Here is a 24,425-nt window from a genome sequence, read left to right as displayed (position 1 = left end):
GCCGACTGACCCCGTGGGGCCGACTTACCTCGCGGCCGACTGACCGCGCGGCCGACTGACCTCGCGGCCGACTGACCTCGCGGGGCCGCGGGGGCTGGCCGCCAACTGCGACTGACGACCCGGTGTGTGGCGTGTCGGCCCAGTCGAGGACGGCGAAACGCCACACACGACGTCGTCGGTCCGGCCGGTATCGCCCTTGACTTATATAAGTAATGCGTGAACTATAGGGCTGTGCACGCGTTCGACGTCCTCGGAGACCCGGTCCGGCGGCGGATCCTCGACCTGATGGCCGACGAGGCCGGTGACACCTCGGCCCTGTCGGCGGGCGCGATCACCGACGCGATCCGCAGCGAGTTCGGGATCAGCCAGCCGGCGGTCTCTCAGCACCTCAAGGTGCTGCGCGACAACGGTTTCGCGACGGTGACCCGGGCCGGCCAACGCCGGCTCTACGCCCTCGATCCCGCGCCGCTGCGGGAGGTCGACGAATGGCTCGAGCGCTACCGCACCTTCTGGACGGGCCGCCTCGAGGCCCTCGACACCGAGCTGCGACGTGGTCGCCGCTCGTCCCGGCAGACGTCGTGCCACGACGCTGCGCAGGAACCCCCCAAGGAGCAGTCATGACCGAATCCACCACGACCCCGGACCTGCTCGACCGCATCTCGGCCGGCACCGCACGCACCCACACCACCGAGGACGGTCGCCACACCATCCGCATGGCACGTGACTACGACTTCCCGATCGCGGACGTCTGGTCGGCCTGGACCGATCCGCAGCGCCTGCCCCGCTGGCTCGGTATGCCGCGGGGTGACCTCTCGCTCGGCGGCCACGTCGACCTGGCAATGGACCCGCCGGACGGCGACGTCACCCGCCTGCAGGTCCTCGCCTGCGAGGCCCCGCGGCTGCTGGAGGTCACCTGGCGGCCGACCTGGGCCACCGAGGAGCCGGAGTCGCGGGTCCGGCTCGAGCTGACGGACCTGGACGGTCGCACCCATCTCGTCCTCACCCATGCACGTCTGACCGAAGAAGGCGCCGTCGGTTACGGCGCCGGCTGGGAGGAGTTCCTCGTCCTGCTCGAGGCCCAGCTCGCACGCGGGGCCGGCCGGAACGACGCCGCCTACGACCGCAAGTCTCTGGAGCGTGGCCTGCAGCCCTACTGGGAACGAGTGGTCCGCGGCTGAAGGAAGCAAGGAGCACACATGGAGGCCACAGCGCTGGACGCTGCCTACCAGGACCTGCTCGACACCGCCGAGGCCGTCGCCGGCGCAGGGGCTCGGGGACCGGCCCCCGGGCAATGGAACGCCGAGCAGATCCTCGCGCACGTCACGCTGGTCAACGCCGCAACGGTCGCGGCGGTCTGCTCGGTCAGCTCGGGCGCCATCACGACCTATGACAACCGGATCGCGCAAGACACCTGGACCATAGGCCGGGTCGTCAGCCGCCTCGGCGGTCACCACGGGTTGTGCGCTCGGATCAGGCAGCAGGCATCGGCCCTGCGCGCCCTGACCGAGGGGCTGACCGAGGCCGAGCTGGACACCAGGCTGCCGGCACTCCTGCTGTCGAACGACGCCCTGCTGGTGGATGACCGGCTGCCGCTGGAGGCGCTCCTCGATGGGCTGGTGTCGGCCGAACTGCCCGGGCACACCCGCCAGCTCGCGGCGCTGAGGACTGACGGCGCCGAGCCCCCGACCAAGGGTGAGGTCAGCGCTTCCCGGAGGCCTTGAGACGCACCCAGATCTGCGACATACCGTTGTCGTCGGCGATCTCCTTGACCGTGACGAACTTCAGGTCACGCACCAGCTGCCCGAGCCGCGGGTAGCCGTAGTTGCGGGAGTCGAACGACGGGTTGTTGTTGACGATGTAGGACCCGACCGCCGACAGGATCGCCCAGCCGTTGTCGCTCGAGGTCGCCTCGATGGCTGGGACGATGACGTCCTTGATGTCGGGCACGGAGTCGGCGCTGACCTCCTCCTCGCCAGCGCCCTCCGGTGTCTCGCCGGTGGCCTCGGCCTGCGTCGTGTCCGGCCGTTCGGCCTGCTCGTCCACCGCGACGGGGGAGCCATCGACCCGACGGACCGGCTTGCCGAGCAACACCTCGATGAACGTGAAGCGGTCGCAGGCGTTCTGGAAGGCCAGCGGCGTCTTGACCGCGCCGATGCCGTACACCGCCTTGCCCGACTCACGCAGCCGCATCGCCAGCCTTGTGAAGTCGCTGTCGCTGGAGACGAGGCAGAAGATGTCCACGTCGCCGGCGTAGAGCAGGTCCATCGCGTCGATGATGAGCGCCGAGTCGGTGGAGTTCTTGCCGACCGCGTAGGCGAACTGCTGCACCGGCTGGATCGCGTAGCGCGGCAGCTCGTCGAGCCACCCGGACAGGTAGGTGGAGGTCCAGTCCCCGTAGCCGCGCTTGACGCTGAGCACGCCGTGCAGCGCCGCCTCGCCGACGATCTGCTTGGCCCAGCGCCAGCTGATGTTGTCGCAGTCGATGAGCATCGCCACGCGGGCGCTGTTCGGCATCGTGTCTCCGATCGGTTGGTCTCGGCGTTCAGTCCAAGAGGGCTTCGCCGCCCCGACGGGCGAGCGCGGTGGCCACCTGACGCGCGTGGGCCAGGCGCATCTCCTCGGGGATCGGCGGCAGCACGTCGTCCCAGAACGGCAGCATCGGCCCGCGTCCCTGCATCATCCCCAGCGGGCGGCCCAGGAATGCCAGGTGGAAGTGCGCGCTGCCGTCACCCCACCGCGAGAAGTGCGCGCGCGCCACCGAGTCCAGCGACTGGATGGCGCCGGCCAGCCGCTGCACCACCTCGCCGAACGTCGCCAGCAGCTCGGGCCCGAGCTGGTCGAGTCGCAGGTGCTCGCGCGGCGCCAACCCGGCGACGAACGGCAGACCCGTCTGCGCGAATGCCGCCACCTGCCAGTGCTCGTCGCGCCAGATCGCGTCCTCGCCCGCGCCCGTGCAGTGCCAGCACTCACTCGGATCGGTCTCGCCCGCCCGCGGCCGCTCGGGCGCGAGCATCGGCTCGAGCGGCTTGAGGTGCACCTCGCCGGTGAACCCGAACAGCGGCTGTTCCAGCAACGGCGCCGCCGAGACTTCCTGCCCCAGGGGCAGTCGGTCGTGGTATGCCGTGTGCACCGGTCCCTGCTCTCGGCCCCTCCCGCTGCCGCCGGTCCCGCTCGCCGTGGTCGCCATGCAGGGCAGTATGCCGTCCTGCGTCTGGCCGCGTGTGTCAGCGTCAGTCAGTACGCAGCGTCATCACCCAACGCCACTTGGCGACCTTCCGGCCCCCGCCTGCGTCCCGGATCGCCTCCAGCGCAGTCGCTGCTGGCCCGGTGGTGAGGGCCGCCTCTCGGGTCCGCTCGGACATGCCCCCGGATCGTCGCAGGCCTCACTTGTCGTGGACAGCGCTCTCAGCTCGTGCGGCGCGACGCTACGGCCTCGTGGAGCTCGGCGGGGAAGTCCCGAGATCGGCGGGGATGTCCCGAGATCGGCGGGGAAGTCCCGAGACCGGCGGGGATGTCCCGAGATCGACGGGCGGCTGTGGAGGAGCGGCCCGGGCGGTCGGGGCCGGGGCTTAGGGTGAGGCGATGGCTTCCGGCGGAGACGGCTCGACGGGCGGCCCGCACGGCAGGGGCGGTCCGCGCTCGCTCGATGCGCTGCTGCACGCCGCGGTCGAGGGGGTGGGCGGCCACGAACGGCCCGGCCAGGTCAAGATGTCGCACGCCGTGCAGGAGTCCGTGCGCCGGGGCGAGCACCTGCTCGTCCAGGCCGGCACCGGCACCGGCAAGTCGCTGGCCTACCTGGTGCCCGCGATCGGGCACGCCGTCGACACCGGCCGACCCGTCGTGGTGGCCACGGCGACCCTCGCCCTGCAGGCGCAGGTCGTCGACCGTGACCTGCCGCGGCTGGCCGACGCCCTCACACCGGTGCTCGGGCGCCGCCCGACCTACGCCCTCGTCAAGGGCCGTTCCAACTACCTGTGCCAGCACAAGCTCGTCGGCGGCTTCCCGGACGAGGAGGAGGACAGCCTGCTGTCGGTCGGGCAGGTCGACAAGAACGTCGGCCGGCTCGGCGCCGAGGTGGTCCGGCTGCGCGAATGGGCCGAGGTGACCGAGTCCGGCGACCGCGACGAGCTCGTCCCGGGCGTCTCGCAGCGGGCCTGGCGACAGGTGTCGGTCACCGCCCACGAGTGCCTGGGCAGCAAGTGCCCGGTGATCGAGGAGTGCTTCGTCGAACGCTCCCGCGCCGCCGCCCGCGACGTCGACGTCGTGGTCACCAACCACAGCTTCATGGCGATCGACTCCTTCGAGGGCCGGCAGATGCTGCCCGAGCACGACCTGCTCGTCGTCGACGAGGCGCACGAGCTGGTCGACCGCGTGACGTCGACGATCACCGACGAGCTGACCGGTTCGATGGTGGCCACTGCGGCGAAGAAGGCCGGCCGCCTCGCCCAGACCGAGCGCCTCGCCGAGGCCGGCACCCTGCTCGAGCAGGCACTGGAGCGGTTCGAGGAGGGGCGGCTGCTCGGCATACCGGATGCCCTGGCGGCCGCGCTGGGGTCGGTGCTGGACGCGGCCCGCACCCTGCAGAGCGAGCTGAAGCCGGAGAGCAAGGCCGACGAGAGCGGCGCCCGGCAGGTGGCGCGGGCGGCGGTCGACGACATCTTCGACACGGCCGAGCGGGTGCTGGAGGAGCGTGAGCTCGACGTCGTCTGGGTGAGCAAGGATCCCAGGAGGGGGAGCGTGCTCCGGGTGGCGCCGATGAGCGTGGCGATGCTCGTGCGCGACAAGATCTTCGAGGACCGGACGGTGGTCCTGACGTCGGCGACGCTCGAGCTGGGCGGCACGTTCGACGCGGTCGCCGGCACGCTCGGGCTGCGCGGGGAGGGCGCGCCCACGTGGCACGGCCTCGACGTGGGCAGCCCGTTCGACTACCCGCAGCAGGCCATCGCGTATGTCGCCCAGCACCTGCCTGCCCCCGGTCGCGACGGGCTGTCCGAGGCCGCGTTCGACGAGATCGAGGCGCTGGTGCGCGCCGCGGGGGGTCGCACGCTCGGGCTGTTCTCCTCGATGCGCGCCGCGCTGGCGGCGACCGAGCAGATGCGCGAACGGTTCGCCGACGAGATCGCCGCCGGGACCATGGCGTTCCTGTGCCAGGGCGAGGACCAGACGTCCACGCTGGTGCGGCAGTTCGCCGGCGACGCGACGACCTGCCTGTTCGGCACGATGTCGCTGTGGCAGGGCGTCGATGTCCCCGGGTCGGCCTGCCAGCTGGTGATCATCGACCGGATCCCGTTCCCACGTCCCGATGACCCGCTCAGCTCGGCGCGGTCGCAGGCGATCGCGCGGATGGGCGGCAACGGGTTCATGGCCGTGTCCGCGACCCACGCGGCGCTTCGCCTCGCGCAGGGCGCGGGCCGGCTCGTGCGCCGCGCGGACGACCGTGGCGTCGTCGCCTTCCTCGACTCCCGGATGATGACCGCCCGGTATGCCGGGTTCCTCCAGCGCTCGCTGCCTCCCTTCTGGCCCACCACCGACCGCAACCTCGTGCTCGGGGCGCTCACGCGGCTCGACGAGACCGCGCCGGAGCCGCTGCCCGTGCGGGCGCCGGCGCTGCGGGGCGTGACCGGGGCGGTCGAGGGGACCTCGATGGCCTCCGCGGGGGCCGCTGGTGCCGGCGGTGCTGCTGGCGCCGTGGAGGACGACCGGCCCGTGGCGGACCACCCGCCGGTGGCGCGGTCCCCGCGCACGGCGGTGACCGGCGGGCACGCCTGGACCGACGAGGAGGACGAGCAGCTCCGCGACGGCGTCGAGGTCGGCTGCACGCTCGAGGAGCTCGCCGACCACCTCGAGCTCGCGCCCGACGTCATCACCGCCCGGATGACGCTGCTCGGGTTGGAGCTCGGCGACGCGCCGACCATGTCGTTCGACTGAGCTTGTCGGCCGCTGCTCCTGGTGCCGGGCCGGGGTTGCGGCCGGGGCTCGGTGGCAGTTGTCGGTGGGGTGGGCCGGTTGTTGGTGCCGGGCCGGGGTTGCAGCCGGGGCTCGGTGGCAGATGTCGGCCACGTGCCCTCGAGGAGTCCCGGGTGCCCCGCCGGGTCCGAGCCGTCACCGGCGGGTGGCAGGCTGAGCGCGTGACCGCCCCGATCGATGTGACCCGCCGATGAGTGCGCCCGGCCTGCCGGACGCCGTCCTCGTCGCCGGCCCGGAGGACCTGCTCGCCGACCGCGCCCTGGAGCAGGTGGTGGAGAACGCCACCGCGGCCGACCCCGGCACCGAGGTGATCCGGCTGTCGGCCGAGACCTACGAGGGCGGCGAGCTGGCCATGCACGCCAGCCCCTCGCTCTTCGGCGGTGCCAAGGTGATCGTGGTCCGCGGCCTGCACGAGGCCCCGGACGTGCTGCAGACGGACCTGCTGGCCTACCTGGCCGCGCCGGCCGACGACGTGACGCTCGTGGTCGTCCACGGCGGCGGCAACCGCGGCAAGAAGGTGCTCGACACCCTCAAGAAGGCCAGGGCGCGGGTGATCGACTGCCCGGCGGTCAAGAGCGACCGTGACAAGTCGCAGTTCATCGCCAACGAGTTCCGCAGCAAGGGGCGCAAGGTCAGCCCCGACGGCGTCCGGGCCCTGCTCGAGGCCGTCGGCAAGGACCTGCGGGAGCTGGCTCAGGCGTGCGCGCAACTGGTCGAGGACACCACCGGAGTGGTGGACGAGCAGGTCGTCGCCCGCTACCACGGCGGCCGGGTCGAGGCGACCGGCTTCAAGGTGGCCGACGCCGCCTTGGCCGGCAACGCCGGCGAGGCGCTGCGCCTGCTGCGCCACGCCATCGCCGCGGGTGACAACCCGGTCCCGATCGTGGCGGTGCTCGCGCTGCAGCTGCGCCAGCTGGTCAAGGTCGGGGCTGCCGGCCGCGGCAGCTCCCAGCAGCTGGCCAAGGAGCTCGGCATGGCCCCGTGGCAGGTCGACCAGGCCCGCCGCAAGCTCAACGGCTGGTCCGCCGACGCGCTCGGCCGCTCGATCCAGGCGGTCGCGGCGGCCGACTTCGACGTCAAGGGCGGTGGCCGCGACCCGATCTACGCCGTCGAGCGGGCCATCCTGACCATCGCCCGGGAGCGCCGGGACGGCAGCGCCGCCTGACCCCCTCCAGCGGCCGGCGGTTCGGGGCCGCCCGGGTGGGCTCGAGGCGCTCGGGGAGCACACGGCATACCACCTCTGAATGGGCTGCCCGGGTGGGCTCGGGGCGCTCGGGGGAGCACACGGCATACGGGCCCTCGTTTTGGCCGGTCACCGGGGCCGCTGCTAGATTTTGTCCTTGCGTGCGCGCTGAGGTCGTGCGCGCATGCCGTACCACCAGCGCGGTTCAACCACGGGTGCCCCACGCCCGGTCCCGAACCGCGGCTGTCGCCCTCAACGACAGAGCCCACGCCGGCGTGAGCCGCACGGGCACACCGACCTACCCGAGAGAAAGATTTACGTGGCAAACATCAAGTCGCAGATCAAGCGGATCCGCACCAACCGTGAGCGCACGGAGCGCAACAAGTCCTACAAGGCGGAGCTGCGCACCTGGATCCGCAAGTTCCGCGCCGCGGCCGAGTCCGGTGACAAGGCCGCCGCCGAGGAGGCGCTGAAGCACGCCTCCACCAAGCTCGACAAGGCCGTCAGCAAGGGCGTCATCCACAAGAACCAGGCCGCGAACAAGAAGTCCGCGATGGCCAAGAAGGCCGCCAGCCTCTGACCGTCGGCGCCCAGCGCGGTATGCCGGGCCGTCACCCTGCGGGGTGGCGGCCCGTCGTCGTCTCGGCTGGGCCGCGCACCCCGGTGACCGCTGCATGTCCTTGTTGCGTGTCGGTCGCTGCAGCAGCGCAAACGTCCCAAAGATCGGCGCCGGGGAAGCGCCCGCCCGGTGACGCGCCCGCGGTGATGCGCCCGCGGTGATGCGCCCGACCCGCAGCGATCGTTGTGCGGTTCTGACCGCTCTGGCGACCAGAACCGCACAACGATCGACGGCCACGATCGGCGCGGGACGATCGACGGCCACGATCGGCGCGGGACGAGTGCGCTAACCTGAACACATGCCGATCGTGCTGCTCCTTAGCCAGCCGCGTTGATCGCACCGGACCGATCCCGGGCGATGACGCGGCCAACCCCTCCTGTGTGAGGGGTTTTCTCATGTTCTGGCCCGCCGCGCCCGGCCGAACGGCCCGACCCGACCGAACGGCCCGACCCGACCGAAGAACACGACCCGCACCACACCAACCCGCCGAGACCCGACGACACCGACCGCCCCGAAGGACACCGACGATGACGGAGACCCCGCACCGGTACACCGCCGACCTGGCGGGTCAGCTCGAGCTGAAGTGGCAGGACCGCTGGGAGGAGCAGGGCACCTTCCAGGCGCCGAACCCGGCCGGTCCGTGGGCCGACCCGGCGGCGGTCGACGGCCGGGAGAAGCTCTTCGTGATGGACATGTTCCCCTACCCCTCGGGGGCGGGGCTGCACGTCGGGCACCCGCTGGGCTACATCGCCACCGACGTCTTCGCCCGCTTCCAGCGGATGACCGACAAGAACGTCCTGCACTGCCTGGGCTACGACGCCTTCGGCCTGCCCGCGGAGCAGTACGCCGTGCAGACCGGCCAGCACCCGCGCAAGACGACCGAGGACAACATGGTCGTGATGAAGCGCCAGCTGCGCCGGCTGGGCCTGGGCCACGACTCGCGGCGCACCATCGCGACGATCGACCCGGAGTTCTACCGCTGGACGCAGTGGATCTTCCTGCAGATCTACAACAGCTGGTATGACGAGCACGCCGGTCGCGCTCGCCCCATCGGTGAGCTGGTGGCCGAGCTGGAGAGCGGCGCGCGGCCCACCCCGACCGGCCGGCCGTGGGCGGACCTGGGCGAGGACGAGCGGCGCGGCATCATCGACGGGGAGCGGCTGGCCTACACCTCCGAGGCGCCGGTGAACTGGTGCCCGGGCCTGGGCACGGTGCTGGCCAACGAGGAGGTCACCGCCGAGGGGCGGTCCGAGCGCGGCAACTACCCGGTCTTCAAGCGCAGCCTGAAGCAGTGGATGATGCGCATCACCAAGTACGCCGACCGGCTGGCCGACGACCTGGACCGGCTGGACTGGCCCGAGCCGGTCAAGCTGATGCAGCGCAACTGGATCGGCCGCTCCCACGGCGCGAACGTGCGCTTCACCGTCCCGACGAACGACGAGACCTACGACTACGTCGTCACCCACGGGCAGGAGCACCCGCAGGCCGAGATCGAGGTCTTCACCACCCGCCCGGACACCCTCTTCGGCGCCACGTTCATGGTGCTGGCCCCGGAGCACCCGCTGGTCGGGCGGATCACGCCCGGCAGCAGCGGCAACACCGGCGACAGCCGCAGCGACGGCTGGCCCGAGGGCACCCGACGGGCATGGACGGGTGGCGCGGAGACCCCGCGGGCCGCCGTGTCGGCATACCGGCAGCAGGCCGCGCGCAAGAGCGACCTGGAGCGGCAGTCCGAGGCGCGGGAGAAGACCGGCGTGTTCACCGGGGCATACGCCACGAATCCCGTGAACGGGCAACGTATCCCGGTGTTCATCGCCGACTACGTGCTGATGGGCTACGGCACCGGCGCGATCATGGCGGTGCCCGGCGGGGACGTGCGCGACCACGAGTTCGCCACCAAGTTCGAGCTGCCGATCGTGCGGACCGTGCAGGCGCCGGAGGACTTCCCGGGCGACGAGGCGTACATCGGCGACGGCGCCGTGATCAACTCCAGCAACGACGAGGTCAGCCTGGACGGGCTGGACGTCGAGGCGGCCAAGGAGACGATCATCGCCTGGCTGGAGAAGAAGGACCTGGGCCGCGGCACCGTCACCTACAAGCTGCGGGACTGGCTGTTCAGCCGACAGCGCTACTGGGGCGAGCCGTTCCCCATCGTCTACGACGAGCAGGGGCACGCCCACGCGCTGCCCGACTCGATGCTGCCGGTGGAGCTGCCGGACGTGCCCGACTACTCACCGCGCGTGTTCGACCCGAACGACGCGCAGTCCACCCCGGAGCCGCCGCTGTCGCGGGCGACCGACTGGCTGACCGTCGAGCTGGACCTGGGCGAGGGGCCCCAGACCTACACCCGCGAGACCAACACCATGCCCAACTGGGCGGGTTCGTGCTGGTACGAGCTGCGCTACCTGGACCCGGCCAACCACGCGCAGCTGGTCGACCCGGAGAACGAGCGGTACTGGATGGGCCCGCGGCCCGACGCCGTGGCGGGCGCGCCGGGCGACCGCGGCGACGTCGCAGGAGCCGCGAGAACGCACGGCACGGACCCGGGCGGCGTGGACCTCTACGTCGGCGGGGTCGAGCACGCCGTGCTGCACCTGCTGTACTCCCGGTTCTGGCACAAGGTGCTGTTCGACCTGGGCCACGTCACCAGCGAGGAGCCGTTCCGCAAGCTGTTCAACCAGGGCTACATCCAGGCGTTCGCGTTCCGCGACGACCGCGGGCAGCCGGTGCCGGCGGCCGAGGTCGAGGAGAGCGCCGACGACGCCGGGGAGGTGCACTACACCTGGCAGGGCCGGCCGGTCACCCGTGAGTACGGCAAGATGGGCAAGTCGCTGAAGAACGTCGTCACCCCCGACGAGATGTTCCAGTCCTTCGGCGCCGACACGTTCCGCGTCTACGAGATGTCGATGGGCCCGCTGGAGCTGTCCCGCCCGTGGGAGACCCGGGCCGTCGTCGGGGCGCAGCGCTTCCTGCAACGCCTGTGGCGCAACGTGATCGACGAGGAGACCGGCCAGGTCACCGTGGTCGACGAGCCCGCCGACGAGCAGACCCGCCGGGTGGTGCACCGCACCATCGCCGACGTCCGCGCCGACTACGAAGGGCTGCGGTTCAACACGGCCGTCGCCAAGCTGATCGAGCTGAACAACGCCCTGGTGCAGCTGCCACACGTGCCCCGGGAGGCCGCCGAGCCGCTGGTGCTGATGACCGCGCCGCTGGCCCCGCACCTGGCCGAGGAGCTGTGGGCGCGGCTGGGGCACGAGGAGTCCCTGGCGCACCACGCCTTCCCCGACGCCGACCCCGCACTGCTGGTGGAGGACACGGTCACCTGCGTGCTGCAGGTCAAGGGCAAGGTCCGCGACCGGATCGAGGTCCCGGCCGACATCAGCGACGCCGACCTGCAGGAGCGGGCGCTGGCCAGCGAGAAGGTGCAGGCCAGCCTGGACGGCGCGCCGGTGCACAAGGTGATCGTCCGAGCGCCCAAGCTGGTCAATGTCGTTCCCGGATAAGACGACTCGATGACGGTCGCGATCGTCACCGACTCCACGGCCTCCCTGCCGTCGGAGCTGACGGTGCGGCACGGCATACGGGTCGTGCCGCTGCACGTGCAGGTGGACGGTGAGGAGCCGGGCGAGGCCGTCGACGGCTCCCCGCGGCGGCTGGCCTCGGCGATGCGCAAGGGCACCCGCGCGCACACCTCGCGGCCGGCGCCGGGAGCGTTCCTCGCCGCCTACGAGCAGGCCGCCGCCGACGGGGCCGACGCCGTGCTGTCGGTGCACATCTCCGGGGAGCTGTCCGCGACCGTGGAGGGCGCGCGCCAGGCCGCGCAGGCCGCGCCGGTGCCCGTGGAGGTGGTCGACTCCCGCGTGCTCGGCATGGCCCTGGGGTATGCCGTGCTCTCGGCGGCCGAGGCCGCGGCCCGTGGCGCCTCGGTCACCCAGGCGGCGGAGGTGGCCCGGAACCGGGCGGGGCAGGCGACGGCGGTGTTCTACGTCGACACCCTCGAGCACCTGCGCCGCGGCGGCCGGATCGGCGCGGCCTCGGCCCTGCTGGGCTCGGCGCTCGCGATCAAGCCGATCCTCGGGCTGGCCGACGGACGGATCGTGCCGCTGGAGAAGGTGCGCACCGCCTCGCGCGCGCTCAGCCGGCTGGAGCAGCGGGCGGTGGCCGCGGCTCAGGAGACGGCGCGCGGCTCGGCTGACGAGGGCGCGGCTGACGAGGGCGCGGCGCACGAGGGCGTCGACATCGCGGTGCACCACCTCGACTCCGAGGACCGCGCCGGCGACCTGGCCGATCGGCTGCGCAGCGGGGTGCCGTCGGCGCGGGAGGTGCGGTTGGTCGAGCTGCCCGCGGTCGTGGGGGCGCACGTGGGGCCGGGGACGATCGCGGTGGTGGTCTCGCCGCGCCCGGAGCCGTGGTACGCCCCGGAGGTGCGCTGACGGTGCCGGCGCTGGGGTCCGCGGCGATCCCCTCCAGCGCGGGGGAGTGGGCGCTGTTCGCCGTGCTCGCGGTCGCGGCCTTCGTGCTCGGCTCGATCAGCCCCGCAACCATGATCGCCCGCGCCCGCAAGGGCGACCTGAGCCTCGGCTCGGGCAACCCGGGCGCGACCAACGCCGGGCGGTTGCTGGGGGTGCGCTACGGCGTGATCGTCGGCCTGCTCGACGTGCTCAAGGGGTTCCTGCCCGCGCTGCTCACGCTGTTGCTGGTCGACCGCTTCACCGCGTATGCCGTGGGGCTGGCCTGCGTGCTCGGGCACATGTTCTCGCCGTTCCTGCGCTGGCGCGGCGGAAAGGGCGTGGCCACCGCGTTGGGGGCGGTGCTCGCGCTGCTGCCGTGGCTGGCGCTGGCCATGCTGGTGGTCTTCGGGGTCGTGCTGGCGATCCGGCGCTGGGTGGCGCTGGCGTCGATGAGCGCGGCGGTGGCCCTGGCCGTGCTGGCGTTCGTGGTGCCGATGCCTGCGCCGGACGTGGCCGGGCGGGTGTTCGCGGTCGTGCTGGCCGTGCTCGTCGTGCTGCGGCACCGGCGCAACATCGTGGCGTGGGCCGCGACGCGCAGGTGAGCACCCGGCATACCGAAGCGGCGACTGTTGCTGAGGATGCGCGGTCCGCCCGAGCGTGGGCCCTTCAGCAACAGCGCACCCCCCGGGGGCGGAAGCGTGGGCCGTTCAGCAACAGCGCACCCCCCGGGGGCCGGAAGCCCGACCCCCGTTGTCCTAGCCTCGAGGGATGCACCTGACGCGGCCCGGCGTGCGGCGCACAGCACGTCCTTGGCGGAGAGTGGCCCTCCGCGCGGCCGCGTGCCTGATCGGCGGGGGGATCGCGGCCATGCCGGTCGCGACGGTCTACGGGCTGACCGCGACGGAGCTCAAGGACGACTTCGGCTTCGTCCCGGCGACGCTGAGCATCAAGCCCGGCTACTCGGCCCTCGACACGGGCCTGCTGGGCACGATCTACGACTCGGACTACACCCAGCACGGACTGGGGATGCAGATCAAGCTGGACGGCCTGCCGGGCAACCTGCAGCAGATCCACGGCGTGGACTCGCCGGAGCTGAAGAACATCGGCAAGGCCTACAGCAGCATGTTCCAGCGGCCGAACGAGCTGCGCTCGGGCTACACCAACGCGATGACCGACGCGGTCATGGGCAACGCGCTGACGATGGAGCTGGAGGCGGGCGCGGTGCTGGCCACCATCGCGTTCGTCGTCTCCACCCTCAGTGGCGCCGCGATGCACAGCACCCGCCGGACGGTCGTGGTCACCGCCGGGCTGCTCGTGGTCCTCTCCGGCGGCTACACGGCGCACCGCTACGTCGAGTGGACCTCGACCAACCAGATCCCGGCGCCGACCTACGGGATCGGCGTGCTCGACGGCACCCCACTGAAGAACGCCGTCGTCGACAACAAGACCACCGCGGAGCTGGTCGACGGCATCGTGCCGCTGGCGCAGGCGCAGATCTCCCGCGAGGAGCAGGGCAACCGGGACTTCCTCGCCACCGCCGACCAGACCATGGGTGAGGAGATCTCCAGCGGCAACATCGCGCTGCCTGGTGAGGGGGAGACCGCCTGCCTGATGCTGTCCGACGTGCACTCCAATGCCGACATGATCACCGTCTACCGGCGGTTCGTCCGGACGCTGAACAAGACCTACGGCCCGGACACGCTCAAGACCGCCTTCTTCGACGGTGACCAGACCTACGGTGGTGCCACGGACAAGGCAGCGGTGGACGCCATGGCCGGCATCACCGGCAAGAACGGCAAGGAGTACGCCGTCGTCGGCAACCACGACAGCTACCTGACCGTGCGGCAGATGCGCGGCGCCGGGATGCACGTGCTCGACGGCCCGACCGTCGACATCGCCCCGGGCATCAGCGCGACGGGTGTCACCGACCCGCAGCTGACCAAGCAGGGAGCGCTGTTCACCGCCGACACGGTCCCGCGCCCCGGCCACGGCAAGGAGACCGAGGCCGACGCCGGACGGACCCTGCTCAAGCGGATGGAGGCGAACCGGCCGACGCTCGGGCTGGCCCACGAGGCCGACGCGTTGCAGCCGATCCTCCAGCTGACGAGCATCTCCAAGTCGGGCATGAGCACCTGGTTCAACGCCAACAGCTGGATGAAGGACCCCGACGCCGGCGACAACGCCAACGACGGCGTGCCCGACATCCCGGCCAGCGCGGCGGCCTACGGGCACTGGCACCGGCAGTTCATGTATCGCGTCGTCGGCAACACCGACGGCACCTGGACCGTGGTGATGGAGCTCGGCACCGCGGGTGGCGTGAGCCCCGTGCAGTCGCTGAGCCACTTCTCCACCCCGCAGACCATCCCCGGCAAGCGCGCCTCCGCGGCGATCATGATCGTCAACGACACCAGCGGGCTGGTCACCTCGGTGCAGGAGATCAGCACCGACCGCGACGGGGACGTGACGGCCGGTCCGGCCCACCACGTCGGGTCACCGGACGGTCAGCCGTATGCCGTGCCCGGCGCCTCGCCGTCCGGGTCGCCGTCGTCCGGGGTCTCCTCGGGTGCCTCGTCCGGGTGGCCGTCGTCCGAACCGTCCTCGTCCGAACCGTCCTCCCCGGGGCCGACACCCTGACCAGCCGGCGCGGCCTCAGATCAGCCCGCGCCGCGCCGCCTGCACCCCGGCCTGGAACCGGTTGCGCGCCCCGAGCACGTCGAGCAGCGCGGAGGTGCGGCGCCGCAGGGTGCGCACGCTGACGTCGAGGTCGCGGGCGATCGCCTCGTCCTTGAGCCCGGTCGCGAGCAGGGCGACGAGTCCGGTGTCGATGTGCTCCTCGGGCGCGGCGGTCGACGGGTCGCCGTCCCAGGCCGGCAGCGGCCCGGCCTGCCGCCAGAGCAGCTCGAACAGCTGCACCAGCGCCGCCACCACGCTGGGGGAGCGCACCACCAGAGCGGAGTCGACGACTCCGTCGTTGGTCAGCGGCATCAGCGCCATCGAGTCGTCCGCGACGGCCAGCTTCATCGGCACCTCGGTGCTCACCCGCGCCTGCTCGCCCCCGGCCACCGCCGCCATGGCACGGTCGAACGCGCCGGGCAGCTCGAAGGACTCGGGGCAGTAGATCGCCCGGACCTGCACCCCTCGCTCCAGCACGTCCGTCTCGGAGGCGTTGGCCGGGCCGACGGCCTGCGCGTACGGCGGCCGGTCCAGCACGCGCAGGTTCTCCCGCACGGCGTGGCTCACCTGCACGAACCGCGCCTGCACCGCCTCGACGCCGACGACGATGTCGACGAGCTCGGCCGGCCGGGCCTGCAGCTCGCGCGGGAAGCTCTCCGCCAGCCGGGCCCCCGCCGCCTGCGCCTCCTCCAGCTCCTGCTGCCGCCGCACGACGAGCGCGTTGACGGCGGCGTCCGGCGGGGTCGCCACGAGGGTGGCGGGCGTGGCCACCGACCGCGCGACGAAGCCGAGCTCCTCCAGCCGCGCCAGGGCCGAGCGCGTGGCGGCCTGGGAGCGGCCCAGCTCGTCGGCGAGCGCGGACACGGTGCAGTGCGGGTTGTGCAGCAGCGCCAGGTAGGTCTCCTCGTCCGACTGTGTGATCCCGAGTGCCTGCAGCACCGCTGCTCCCGTCCTGCACCGCTCTCACCAGTGCGTCTCGCTCTGTGGTCCTGTGTCCGATCCCGGACATGTCCCGCTTGTGCCAGCGAAAGTGGATCACATCCGGTCAGCGATCGACTAGACATGTCTCATGCGTTCCTCCCGGGGAAGCGCCAGTCGCGTGCGCGCGGCGGTCGGGTCTGCGGTGTCCCGACCCTCGCGCGCAGGCGCGGGCCTCCCCGTGTGGCCACCGATCTCCGGTCGCACCGTGGAGGGCGCGGACGCCGCCAGCGGTGGAGGTACCTCGGCGGCGTCCTGACCGGGCGCGGTTACGCAGGGGCAGGAACGAGGGTGATCCACATGGTGGGTCGCCCTCGTTCCATGTCTGCACAGCCTCCGAGCTGACCCTCCCGCAGCCACGGGAGGGCTTCCTAGCGTCCCGGTATGCCGCGTCGTCGCCTGGATCTTCCCCCTCCGCACCGTCTGGCCGCCGTGCTCGGTGTGCCGGTCCCCGACGGTGCTCCGGCGAGGCAGCGGTCGAGCGAGACCTCGCCGGCGGGGTTTCAGGACCCGGCGGAGGAGGCACCCAGACCACCCGGCTGGCTGCCCTCGCGCGAGGCCGTCGTGCCCTCACCCGGCCGTTCACCGGACCGCTCCGGTATGCCGCGCGCTCGCCTGCCGCGGCTGCGGCGCCGTCGTGCCCGCCCGCCCGGGCGACACCGGGAGGGCCGCCGGGGTGCCCTCGCAGCGTCGGACGCGTCGGAGGCGTCCGACACGTCCGACACGTCCGACGAGGAGGGCGAGCCGGTGGCCGGCCCGCGGGTCCTGTCGGTGCCGTCGTCCCTCGTGGACGTGCGCGCCCGGCCGAAGGTCGCGGCCGTGCTCGGGGTGGCGCTGGTGCTGGTCCTCGCCGCGGCGTTCTTCGGGGTCCGGGTGCTGCTCGCACGCCATGCGGCCGCCCCGCAGCCGGTGGCGGCGGTCACCTCCTCCGGCGACCAGCCCGACCCGGGCGGCACGGGCGGGCCGTTGCCCAGCGGAGCGGCCTCGTCGTCGGGCGGTGCCGCCGGGGCTGCGGGCGCTCCGGGTGGCGCTGCGAGTGGTGCTGCGAGCGGTGCGACCGGGGCTGCCGCAGGCGGCGGTGACGGCTCCCGGAGTGGTCCCGCCCCGGCAGCGACGCCGTTGCCGTCGACCGCGTCGGTGCTGCTGGTGCACGTCGTCGGCCAGGTGCGACATCCCGGGGTCGTCCGGCTGAAGCCCGGCGCGCGGGTCCAGGACGCGGTCGAGGCGGCCGGGGGAGCGACCGCCCACGCGGACCTGAGCGCGGTCAATCTCGCCCGCCCGGTCGCCGACGGTGAGCAGGTGCGCATCCCGAAGCCCGGTGAGCAGGCCGGCCCGCCTCCGGGAGCGGCTGGCGGTCCGGCGGCGGGCGCACCCGGGGCCGGCGGTGCGGCAGCAGGCGTGCCCGGCGGCGCGGGGGCCGACGTGCCGGTCGACCTCAACAGCGCGACGCAGGAGCAGCTGGAGTCCCTTCCCGGGGTCGGTCCGGTGCTGGCCCAGCGCATCCTGGAGTGGCGCACGGCGCACGGGCGCTTCTCCTCGGTGGATGAGCTGCTCGAGGTCAGCGGCATCGGTGACAAGACCTTCGCCGACCTGCGCCCGAAGGTCACGGTGTGACCGGTCAGGACGACCTTCCGCCCGACGACGACCCGCCGGTCAAGGAGCCGCGTCGGGTCGACGTACGGCTGCTCGTGCCGGCCCTGACCGCGTGGTGCGTGGTGGCGGCGGTGCTGGGCTGGTCGGCCGGCAGGCTGTTGCTCCTCGCCGCGGTCTGCGGAGCAGGCGGCGCGGTCCCCCTCGCGCTCCGACGGCTGCGGGAGCTGGACCGGACCTGGCCGGCACTGACCGGCCTGACGCTGCTGGTGACCTCACTCGCGATCCTCGCGGCGTCCGCGCACACCGCCACCCGCACGGCCGGGCCGATCCCGCAGCTCGCCCGCGAGCGGGCGGTGGTGCGACTCGAGGGGACCGTGGCGACCGACCCGAAGGTGGTGCGACACCCGCAGCAGCAGTTCGTCGAGGAGGCCGGCTCCCGGCGCGCCCCGCTCGTCCTCGTCCGGCTGCGCGTCGACACCGTCGTGGCGCGCGGCGAGCGCAGCGGGCCTCGCACACCGGTCCTCGTCTTCGCCGACGAGTCCTGGGCGGACCTCTCCTGGCACCAACACGTCCGGGCGGTCGGCCGCCTCGACGTCGCCGAACCCGGCGACGACGTCGTCGCCGTGCTCAACCCGCGCGGCCCACCGGTCGTCGTCGGCGACGCCGGGCCGGCAGAGCGCGCCGCCGAGCACGTCCGTGCCGGACTGCGCGACGCGGTGTCCGGCCTGCCCGCCGACGCCCGCGGACTGCTGCCCGGCCTCGTGATCGGGGACACCAGCTGGACGCCGCCGGACCTCACCGACGCGATGCTGGCGACCGGGCTGTCACACCTCGTGGCCGTCAGCGGCTCCAACGTGGCCGTGATCGTGACCGCGGCGATGCTGCTCTGCCGCGGCGTGGGCCCGTTCTACGTGCCCCGCCGGTGGCGCCCGGTCGTCGCCGGGCTGGCGCTCGCGGGGTTCATCGTGCTCGCCCGACCCGAGCCGAGCGTGCTGCGCGCCGGGGTGATGGGCGCGATCGGGCTGCTCGGGTTGTCCGCCTCGCGCCGCCGGGCCGGGGTGCCGGCGCTCGCCGGTGCGGTCATCGTGCTGCTCTGCGTGGATCCGTGGCTGGCCCGGTCCTACGGGTTCGCCCTGTCCACCCTCGCCACGCTCGGGCTGCTGCTGTTCGCCCGCAGCTGGGGTGACGCGATCGGCCGGCGGCTGCCGAAGCGGATCAGCTCGTGGGGCGACGCCCTCGCCATCCCGATCGCCGCGCAGGTGATGTGCGGTCCCGTCGTGGTGCTGCTCCAGGGCTCGGTGACCGTGATCGGCATCGTCGCCAACCTCGCGGCCGCCCCTCTGGTGGCCCCGGCCACGGTCCTCGGCGTCACCGTGGCGCTGGTGGCCCTCGTCGCCCAGCCGGTCGCGATGGTCCTCGGCTGGGTCGCCGCCGTGCCGACGCTCGGCATCGCCTGGGTCGGGCGCACCTGTGCCGCCGTTCCGTGGGGTCAGCTGCCCTGGCCGGACGGGGGCGCGGGCGCCCTGCTGCTGGCCGCCGTCAGCCTCGCCGTCGTCCTCACCGGCCGCTGGTGGGTGGTGCAGCTGCACCGTCGACCGCTCGCCGTCGGCTGTGCCGCCGTGCTGCTGGTCGCCCTGCTCTGGCCGACCCCGCGGCTGGCATGGCCGCCACCGGGCTGGCGCTTCGTGGCCTGCGACGTCGGGCAGGGGGACGGGCTGGTCCTGGCGACACCGCACGGGCACGCGGTCGTGGTCGACGCCGGCACGGAACCGGCCGTGATGGACGCCTGCCTCGACCGGCTGCACGTCGGCGTGGTCGACGCCGTGGTGCTCACGCACTTCCACGCCGACCACGCCGGCGGCCTGCCCGGAGTGCTCGACGGCCGTGAGGTCGGCGTCGTCTACGTCTCCCCGGTGGCCGACCCGCCCCAGATGGCCGAGGCCGTGCACACCTGGGCGGCGGCCGCCCACGTCCCGGTGCGTCCGCTGCGCACGGGCGCAACCCTGGCGTGGGGGCCGGTCCGCGCACGGGTCCTGTGGCCCACCCGCCGGATCGACGAGGGCTCGGTGCCCAACAACGCCAGCGTCGTCCTCGCCGTCGACACCCACGGACTGCGCCTGCTGCTCACCGGCGACATCGAACGCGAGGCCGCCGGCCAGGTGCGGCAGGAGCTCGCGGGCGATCCGGCATACCGGCAGTTCGACGTGCTCAAGGTGGCGCACCACGGCTCCTCCAACCAGGACTCGGCGCTGGTCGCGCTCACCGGCGCCGACCTGGCGGTGATCAGCGTCGGCGAGGACAACGACTACGGGCACCCGGCGCCGGCGACCCTGCGGATGCTGCGCCACGACGGCATGCGGGTGGTGCGCACCGACCAGTCCGGCGACGTCGCGGTCCTGGGTCGGCACGGCGACGTCGAGGTGGCCACGGCACGGTGATCGGCATGATGCGCGGGCCGCCCGCGTTGGACCGGACATGTTGGTCGTCGGAGTCATGGAGTTCGGAGGGCCGGATGCCCTCGCTGTCCACGAGGTGCCCGAGCCGCACGCCGGGCCGGGGGAGGTGCGGATCCGGGTGCGTGCGGCCACGGTGAACCCCACCGACACCGGTTTCCGTGCGGGGCGCAGTGCCGCGGCGCTGGAGGGCCGCACGCCGCCCTACGTCCCCGGGATGGAGGCCGCCGGGCGGGTGGACGAGGTCGGTGCGGGGGCGACCTACCAGGTCGGCGACGACGTCATGGCGATCCTGCTGCCTACCGGGCCGCACGGTGGTGCGTACGCCGAGCACGTCGTGGCCCCCGAGGCCTCGATCGCGCCGATCCCCCAGGGCGTGACGATGCCGCAGGCGGCGACCGTCCCGATGAACGGGCTGACCGCCTACGCCGTGCTGGAGGAGCTGGGACTGCGGGAGGGGCAGACCCTCGCCGTCACGGGGGCGGCCGGCGCCCTCGGCGGGTATGTCGTGCAGCTCGCCAAGGTGGCCGGGCTGCGGGTGGTCGCGGACGCCTCGTTCACCGACGAGGAGCTGGTCCACGAGCTGGGCGCCGACGTGGTGGTGCCCCGGGGCGAGGACGTGGCGGAGCGGATCCGAGCCGTCGTGCCGGACGGCGTGGACGGCCTGCTGGACGCCTCGCTGCAGACCACGCAGGTCGTGCCCGCCGTCGCCGACGGCGGGCAGATGGCCGTCGTGCGCGGCTGGGACGGGGATCCCGGTCGCGGCATCACCGTGCACAAGATCCAGGTGGGTCGCTATGCCGAGCGGCAGGACCTGCTCGACGAGCTCCGCCGGGACGTGCAGGCCGGGGTGCTCACGCCGCGGGTCGCCCGCATGTTCCCGGCTGCGCAGGCCGCGGACGCCCACCGGCAGCTGGAGGCCGGCGGCACGCGGGGGCGGCTGGTGCTGTTGTTCTGAGGCGCCTCGCGCGCGGGTCAGCCACGCTCGCGGGTCTCGGCATGCGCAGGGGCGGTCCGCTGCCGGCGCGCCGCGCGGAACGGCAGCCAGACCGACAGGGCCATGAGCGCCATCCCGAGCGGGATGTGAATGCTGGGCCAGCTCGGCTTGTTGCCGATCTCCCCGCCGATGTAGGCCTCGAGCATCAGCAGCAGGACGAGCACGCCGGTGCCGACGAGCAGCTCCTTGCGGCTCCGCAGGCGCCACAGGGCCACGACGAAGGACACCGCCGCCAGGATGATCGCGGCGCGGGCGCCGACGTCGTGCACCTCGACCCAGCGGGCCTGGGCGGCGCTGGCGTCGAACGACTTGCCCTCGCGGATGAACAGCCCCGCCCACAGCCCCTGGAGCAGGACGAGCAGGGCGGTCAGTCCGATGAGCGCGGAGTACAGCCGGTCGCGGGCGCCGGTGTTGCCGGTCGTGGTCTCGGGACGGGTGTCGAGCTGGGTGCTCACAGGTCTCTCCGATCGCGTGTCGGGTCCATGGTGCGGCGCCGCCCTGATCGGTCGGGCGATGCACAGGCGAAGGACCGTAGGAGCCGAAACTGGGTGTCACTTTCAGGATCGCGTGGTCACGCGCCCTGTTTCACGCGGGCGGCCTGGGGGGTTCCACGCGGGTGGGCTGGGGGGCCGGGCGGGTGGGCTGGGGGTTCTCGCGCCCGGGCTGGCTGTGCTCAGGCGTGGGCGTACCCGAGCACGTCGCTCAGGTGCTGCAGGAACTCGCGGTGGCGGTGGTGGAAGACGAGCCAGTCCCGGTAGAGCTGGTACTCCTGCGAGGGGTCCTCGTCGTAGTCCTCCGCGGACAGCCGCGCCACCTCGCACGCCCGTCGGCGCAGGTCGACGAACTCCGCCACGCCGCGGTCGTCCTCGGTGGCGTCCCGGCCGGTGAACTGCTCCCGGCTGGCCGGCTCGGGCGCGGGCGGCAGCTCCGGGCCGATGAAGTTGTGCTGCAACCGGTCGACGGTGGTGTCGTAGCCGTCCAGCAGCGCGAGGAGCAGCGGGTCCCTGGTCAACGCCTCGTGGGCCGGCAGGCCCCAGCGCAGCAGCTCGATCAGCTGCCCGAGGGCGGTGAAGATCCGGGGCGTGGACCGGGCGAGGCGGCGGGTGTGGAAGTAGAAGACGACCGGGTAGCGCCGCAGCCCCTGCTCGTAGTCCTCGAGGTCGTCGACGAGCGCCGCCAGCAGGTCCGGCAGGCGGTCGGCGTGCCCGGCCTGGAAGTGCCGGGCGAGGATGGTCTCCGGCCTGCTCGGCTCGATGGTGTTGCGGCGGACCCTGGCGTGCAGCGTGTTCAGGTGGGACAGCGCGCCGAACGCGGTGAGCACGTAGGTCAGGGCGAGGGTGAACGTGGACAGCCCGATGATCGTCTCCAGGTCGACCAGCGCCTGGTAGAGGCCGGTCCGGGCCACGACGTCGCCGAAGGTGAGGCTGCTGATGGCGCCCGCGCTGAGGTAGTACGCGGTTCCGGCGCCGGGCCCGAGCCCGTCGGTGAGGGTGAACCACCCGGCGACCAGCCCGGGCAGGAACATCATCGCGAACGCGCTGATCTCCAGCCCCAGCCAGAACCCCAGGGTGATCGGCAGCATCGAGGCCGAGCCCAGCGACAGGGCGGCGTGCCGGGGCCGGTCAGGCAGCCAGGCGGTGCCGCGCCGCAGGGCGCCCCACAGCACTTGGTGCAGCCGGCGGGCCAGGAAGGTGAACCCGTCGTAGTTGAAGATCGTCATGAAGACGTCGAGCAGCGCCAGGAGCAGCACGGCCGCCCCGGCCGCGCCGATGGCCAGCAAGCCCGCTGCGGACACGGGCGGGCACCTACCCGGGCCGCGCGGACGTCAATCGCGCCCCCGCGTCAACCCACCGCGACGCTCATCAGCCGGTGCAGCTCGTCGGCGAACGCGCGCACGTCGGCCTCGCTGGTGTCGTGGGCGCACATCCACCGCACCTCACCACGCTGGGCGTCCCACACCTCGAAGCGCGCGAGCCGGGTCAGCTCCTCGAGCGCGTCCGGCGGCACGACGACGAACACGGCGTTGGCCTGGGTCGGTTGCGTGGGGCGCACCCCCGGGACGGCCTCGACCAACGAGCGCAGCAGCGCCGCCCGCTCGTTGGCGCGGGCCGCCGACTGCCGCCACAGGTCGCCCTCGAGCAGCGCGATGAGCTGGGCGGAGATGTAGCGCATCTTCGAGGCGAGCTGCATCGAGAACTTGCGGATGTAGAGCATCCCGCGGGCGGCGTCCGGGTTGAGCACGACGACCGCCTCGCCGTAGAGCATCCCGTTCTTCGTGCCGCCGAAGGACAGGACGTCCACGCCGGCGTCCGTGGTCAGCGCGCGCAGCGGCAGGTCCAGCGCGGCCGCGGCGTTGGCGAGCCGTGCCCCGTCCAGGTGCACGGTCATGCCCAGGCCGTGGGCGTAGTCACAGATCGCGCTGATCTCCTCCACGGTGTAGACGGTGCCCAGCTCGCTGCTCTGGGTCAGCGACACGACGCTCGGCTGCGCGTGGTGCTCGTCGCCGAATCCCTGCGCCACCGGTGCGATCAGCTCAGGCGTGAGCTTGCCGTCGGGGGTGTCGACCGGCACCAGCTTCATCCCGAACCGCTCCGGTGCGCCGCACTCGTCGACGTTGATGTGGGCCGTGCGGGCACAGACCACCGATCCCCACGGCGGTTGCATCGCCTGCAGCGCAACGACGTTGGCGCCGGTGCCGTTGAACACCGGGAACGCCTCGGCGGTCGGCCCGAAGTGGGAGCGGACCACCTCCTGCAGCCGCGCGGTCCAGCTGTCCTCCCCGTAGCTCGGCTCGGTGCCGGCGTTGGCCGCCGCCAGCGCGTCCATCACCTCGGGGAGGGCACAGGCGCAGTTGTCGGAGGCCAGCTCGTAGCGTCGCTGAGGGGTCATCGCACTCCGTTTCGCAGGCGTCGTCGGGGGAGGCACCACGCTATCCCCGCGGGCCGGTCCCGATGCTGGCGGGACGAACCGCTCACCGCCGGAAGCCCCGAACGTCGCCGGCCGGAGCCGCTCAGCCGGGCAGCGCGAACGGCGACAGGTCGAGTGCCGGTTGCTCACCGAGGACGAGGTCGGCGAGCAGCTCACCGGCCAGCGGTCCCATCGTCAGCCCGCCCGCACCGAAGCCGGTGCTCACGAACAACTCCGGTATGCCCGGCACACGCCCGATCAGCGGATGCCCACCGTCCGCGACTGGCCGCAAGCCGACCCGCGTCTCGAGGAAGGTGGCGGTGGCGAGTCCTGGGGCGACGGCGAGCGCCTGCCCCAGTACCTCCCGCTGACCGGCGGCGGTCACCCGCACGTCGAACCCGCTGCCGGTCTCCCGGGTAGCGCCGGCGACGACTCGGCCGCCGTCGAACGCGACCAGGTAGTGACCGGTCAGCGGCAGCACCGAGGGCCACGACGAGGTGTCGACGCCCTCGAGGCGCAGGTGGGTGATCTGCCCGCGCTGCGGCGCCAGCCCCAGCTCGACGCCGACCGGCTGGAGGAGCTCCGCCGTCCAGGCCCCGGC

Annotated in this window: 21 protein-coding genes; 13 read left to right on the top strand and 8 right to left on the bottom strand. The window is 73.0% G+C overall.

The genetic code is table 11. The annotated features are described in order from the left end of the window. Positions 1-216 precede the first annotated feature (216 nt). The 3 genes from VFL99_RS17785 to VFL99_RS17775 are packed head-to-tail and all read left to right on the top strand — an operon-like array spanning position 217 to position 1,721. On the top strand, positions 217-621 hold the full coding sequence (locus tag VFL99_RS17785; protein ID WP_325107707.1) for an ArsR/SmtB family transcription factor: 405 nt from the start codon (positions 217-219) through the stop codon (positions 619-621). Next, complete coding sequence (locus VFL99_RS17780) at positions 618-1,178, top strand: SRPBCC family protein (RefSeq protein WP_325107706.1); 561 nt, start codon at positions 618-620, stop codon at positions 1,176-1,178. The genes VFL99_RS17785 and VFL99_RS17780 overlap by 4 nt, the downstream gene beginning before the upstream one ends. Before the next feature lie 18 nt (positions 1,179-1,196). Further along, complete coding sequence (locus tag VFL99_RS17775) at positions 1,197-1,721, top strand: hypothetical protein (protein WP_325107705.1); 525 nt, start codon at positions 1,197-1,199, stop codon at positions 1,719-1,721. Here the strand turns inward: VFL99_RS17775 and VFL99_RS17770 are convergent. From VFL99_RS17770 to VFL99_RS17760, 3 genes are read right to left on the bottom strand one after another with little or no spacing between them, the layout of a single operon-like run. Further along, positions 1,699-2,514 (bottom strand): NYN domain-containing protein, encoded by an 816-nt coding sequence (locus VFL99_RS17770; protein WP_325107704.1) that lies wholly within the window; start codon positions 2,512-2,514, stop codon positions 1,699-1,701. The two genes, VFL99_RS17775 and VFL99_RS17770, sit on opposite strands and share 23 nt — an antisense overlap. 28 nt (positions 2,515-2,542) lie before the next feature. After that, positions 2,543-3,187: a hypothetical protein gene (locus VFL99_RS17765; RefSeq protein ID WP_325107703.1), complete on the bottom strand. Its 645-nt coding sequence runs from the start codon at positions 3,185-3,187 to the stop codon at positions 2,543-2,545. Positions 3,188-3,230: 43 nt separating this feature from the next. Then, on the bottom strand, positions 3,231-3,362 hold the full coding sequence (locus VFL99_RS17760) for a hypothetical protein (protein ID WP_325107702.1): 132 nt from the start codon (positions 3,360-3,362) through the stop codon (positions 3,231-3,233). Positions 3,363-3,582: 220 nt separating this feature from the next. On the opposite strand from VFL99_RS17760, the gene VFL99_RS17755 reads away from it, so the two are divergent. The 7 genes from VFL99_RS17755 to VFL99_RS17725 all read left to right on the top strand — a co-directional run bounded on the left by VFL99_RS17755 (position 3,583) and on the right by VFL99_RS17725 (position 14,857). Then, the gene (locus VFL99_RS17755) at positions 3,583-5,928 is read left to right on the top strand and encodes an ATP-dependent DNA helicase (protein WP_325107701.1); all 2,346 of its coding nucleotides are present in this window, start codon (positions 3,583-3,585) and stop codon (positions 5,926-5,928) included. Between the two features lie 229 nt (positions 5,929-6,157). Continuing rightward, on the top strand, positions 6,158-7,132 hold the full coding sequence (gene holA / locus VFL99_RS17750; RefSeq protein WP_325107700.1) for a DNA polymerase III subunit delta: 975 nt from the start codon (positions 6,158-6,160) through the stop codon (positions 7,130-7,132). Positions 7,133-7,469: 337 nt separating this feature from the next. Further along, positions 7,470-7,730, top strand: a complete 261-nt coding sequence (rpsT, locus tag VFL99_RS17745; protein ID WP_325107699.1) for a 30S ribosomal protein S20 — start codon at positions 7,470-7,472, stop codon at positions 7,728-7,730. Between the two features lie 566 nt (positions 7,731-8,296). Further along, a complete protein-coding gene (locus VFL99_RS17740) occupies positions 8,297-11,275 on the top strand; it encodes a leucine--tRNA ligase (protein ID WP_325107698.1) in 2,979 nt (992 codons plus the stop codon). 9 nt (positions 11,276-11,284) lie between these two features. Then, complete coding sequence (locus VFL99_RS17735) at positions 11,285-12,205, top strand: DegV family protein (RefSeq protein ID WP_325107697.1); 921 nt, start codon at positions 11,285-11,287, stop codon at positions 12,203-12,205. 2 nt (positions 12,206-12,207) lie between these two features. Then, positions 12,208-12,825: a glycerol-3-phosphate 1-O-acyltransferase PlsY gene (gene plsY, locus VFL99_RS17730; protein WP_325107696.1), complete on the top strand. Its 618-nt coding sequence runs from the start codon at positions 12,208-12,210 to the stop codon at positions 12,823-12,825. A gap of 265 nt (positions 12,826-13,090) precedes the next feature. Further along, positions 13,091-14,857 carry a metallophosphoesterase gene (locus VFL99_RS17725; RefSeq protein ID WP_325107695.1) on the top strand — a complete coding sequence of 589 codons (1,767 nt, stop codon included), beginning with the start codon at positions 13,091-13,093 and terminating at the stop codon, positions 14,855-14,857. Between the two features lie 15 nt (positions 14,858-14,872). On the opposite strand, the gene VFL99_RS17720 is transcribed toward VFL99_RS17725, so the two are convergent. Further along, positions 14,873-15,835 carry a helix-turn-helix domain-containing protein gene (locus VFL99_RS17720; RefSeq protein WP_325107694.1) on the bottom strand — a complete coding sequence of 321 codons (963 nt, stop codon included), beginning with the start codon at positions 15,833-15,835 and terminating at the stop codon, positions 14,873-14,875. A gap of 423 nt (positions 15,836-16,258) precedes the next feature. Here VFL99_RS17720 and VFL99_RS17715 point away from each other — a divergent pair, with 423 nt between their 5' ends. The 3 genes from VFL99_RS17715 to VFL99_RS17705 are packed head-to-tail and all read left to right on the top strand — an operon-like array spanning position 16,259 to position 20,878. After that, positions 16,259-17,488 (top strand): helix-hairpin-helix domain-containing protein, encoded by a 1,230-nt coding sequence (locus VFL99_RS17715; RefSeq protein WP_325107693.1) that lies wholly within the window; start codon positions 16,259-16,261, stop codon positions 17,486-17,488. Beyond that, positions 17,485-19,905, top strand: coding sequence for a ComEC/Rec2 family competence protein (locus VFL99_RS17710; protein ID WP_325107692.1), 2,421 nt, complete (start codon positions 17,485-17,487; stop codon positions 19,903-19,905). The genes VFL99_RS17715 and VFL99_RS17710 overlap by 4 nt, the downstream gene beginning before the upstream one ends. A 37-nt stretch (positions 19,906-19,942) precedes the next feature. Further along, complete coding sequence (locus VFL99_RS17705; protein WP_325107691.1) at positions 19,943-20,878, top strand: quinone oxidoreductase family protein; 936 nt, start codon at positions 19,943-19,945, stop codon at positions 20,876-20,878. A 17-nt stretch (positions 20,879-20,895) separates the two neighbouring features. Here the strand turns inward: VFL99_RS17705 and VFL99_RS17700 are convergent, their stop codons facing one another. The 4 genes from VFL99_RS17700 to VFL99_RS17685 all read right to left on the bottom strand — a co-directional run. Next, complete coding sequence (locus VFL99_RS17700) at positions 20,896-21,372, bottom strand: COX15/CtaA family protein (protein WP_325107690.1); 477 nt, start codon at positions 21,370-21,372, stop codon at positions 20,896-20,898. Between the two features lie 218 nt (positions 21,373-21,590). Further along, entirely contained in the window at positions 21,591-22,712 is a 1,122-nt protein-coding gene (locus tag VFL99_RS17695; protein ID WP_325107689.1) for a hypothetical protein, read from the bottom strand. A 47-nt stretch (positions 22,713-22,759) separates the two neighbouring features. Continuing rightward, the gene (locus VFL99_RS17690) at positions 22,760-23,806 is read right to left on the bottom strand and encodes a threonine aldolase family protein (protein ID WP_325107688.1); all 1,047 of its coding nucleotides are present in this window, start codon (positions 23,804-23,806) and stop codon (positions 22,760-22,762) included. Positions 23,807-23,927: 121 nt separating this feature from the next. Next, on the bottom strand, positions 23,928-24,425 hold a 498-nt coding region (locus tag VFL99_RS17685; protein WP_325107687.1), incomplete at its 5' end, for an NAD(P)/FAD-dependent oxidoreductase.

This window comes from Segeticoccus sp., assembly GCF_035708005.1.
The sequence above is the reverse complement of the archived record's forward strand: the minus strand, read 5'-3'. Positions and strand labels throughout refer to the sequence as shown.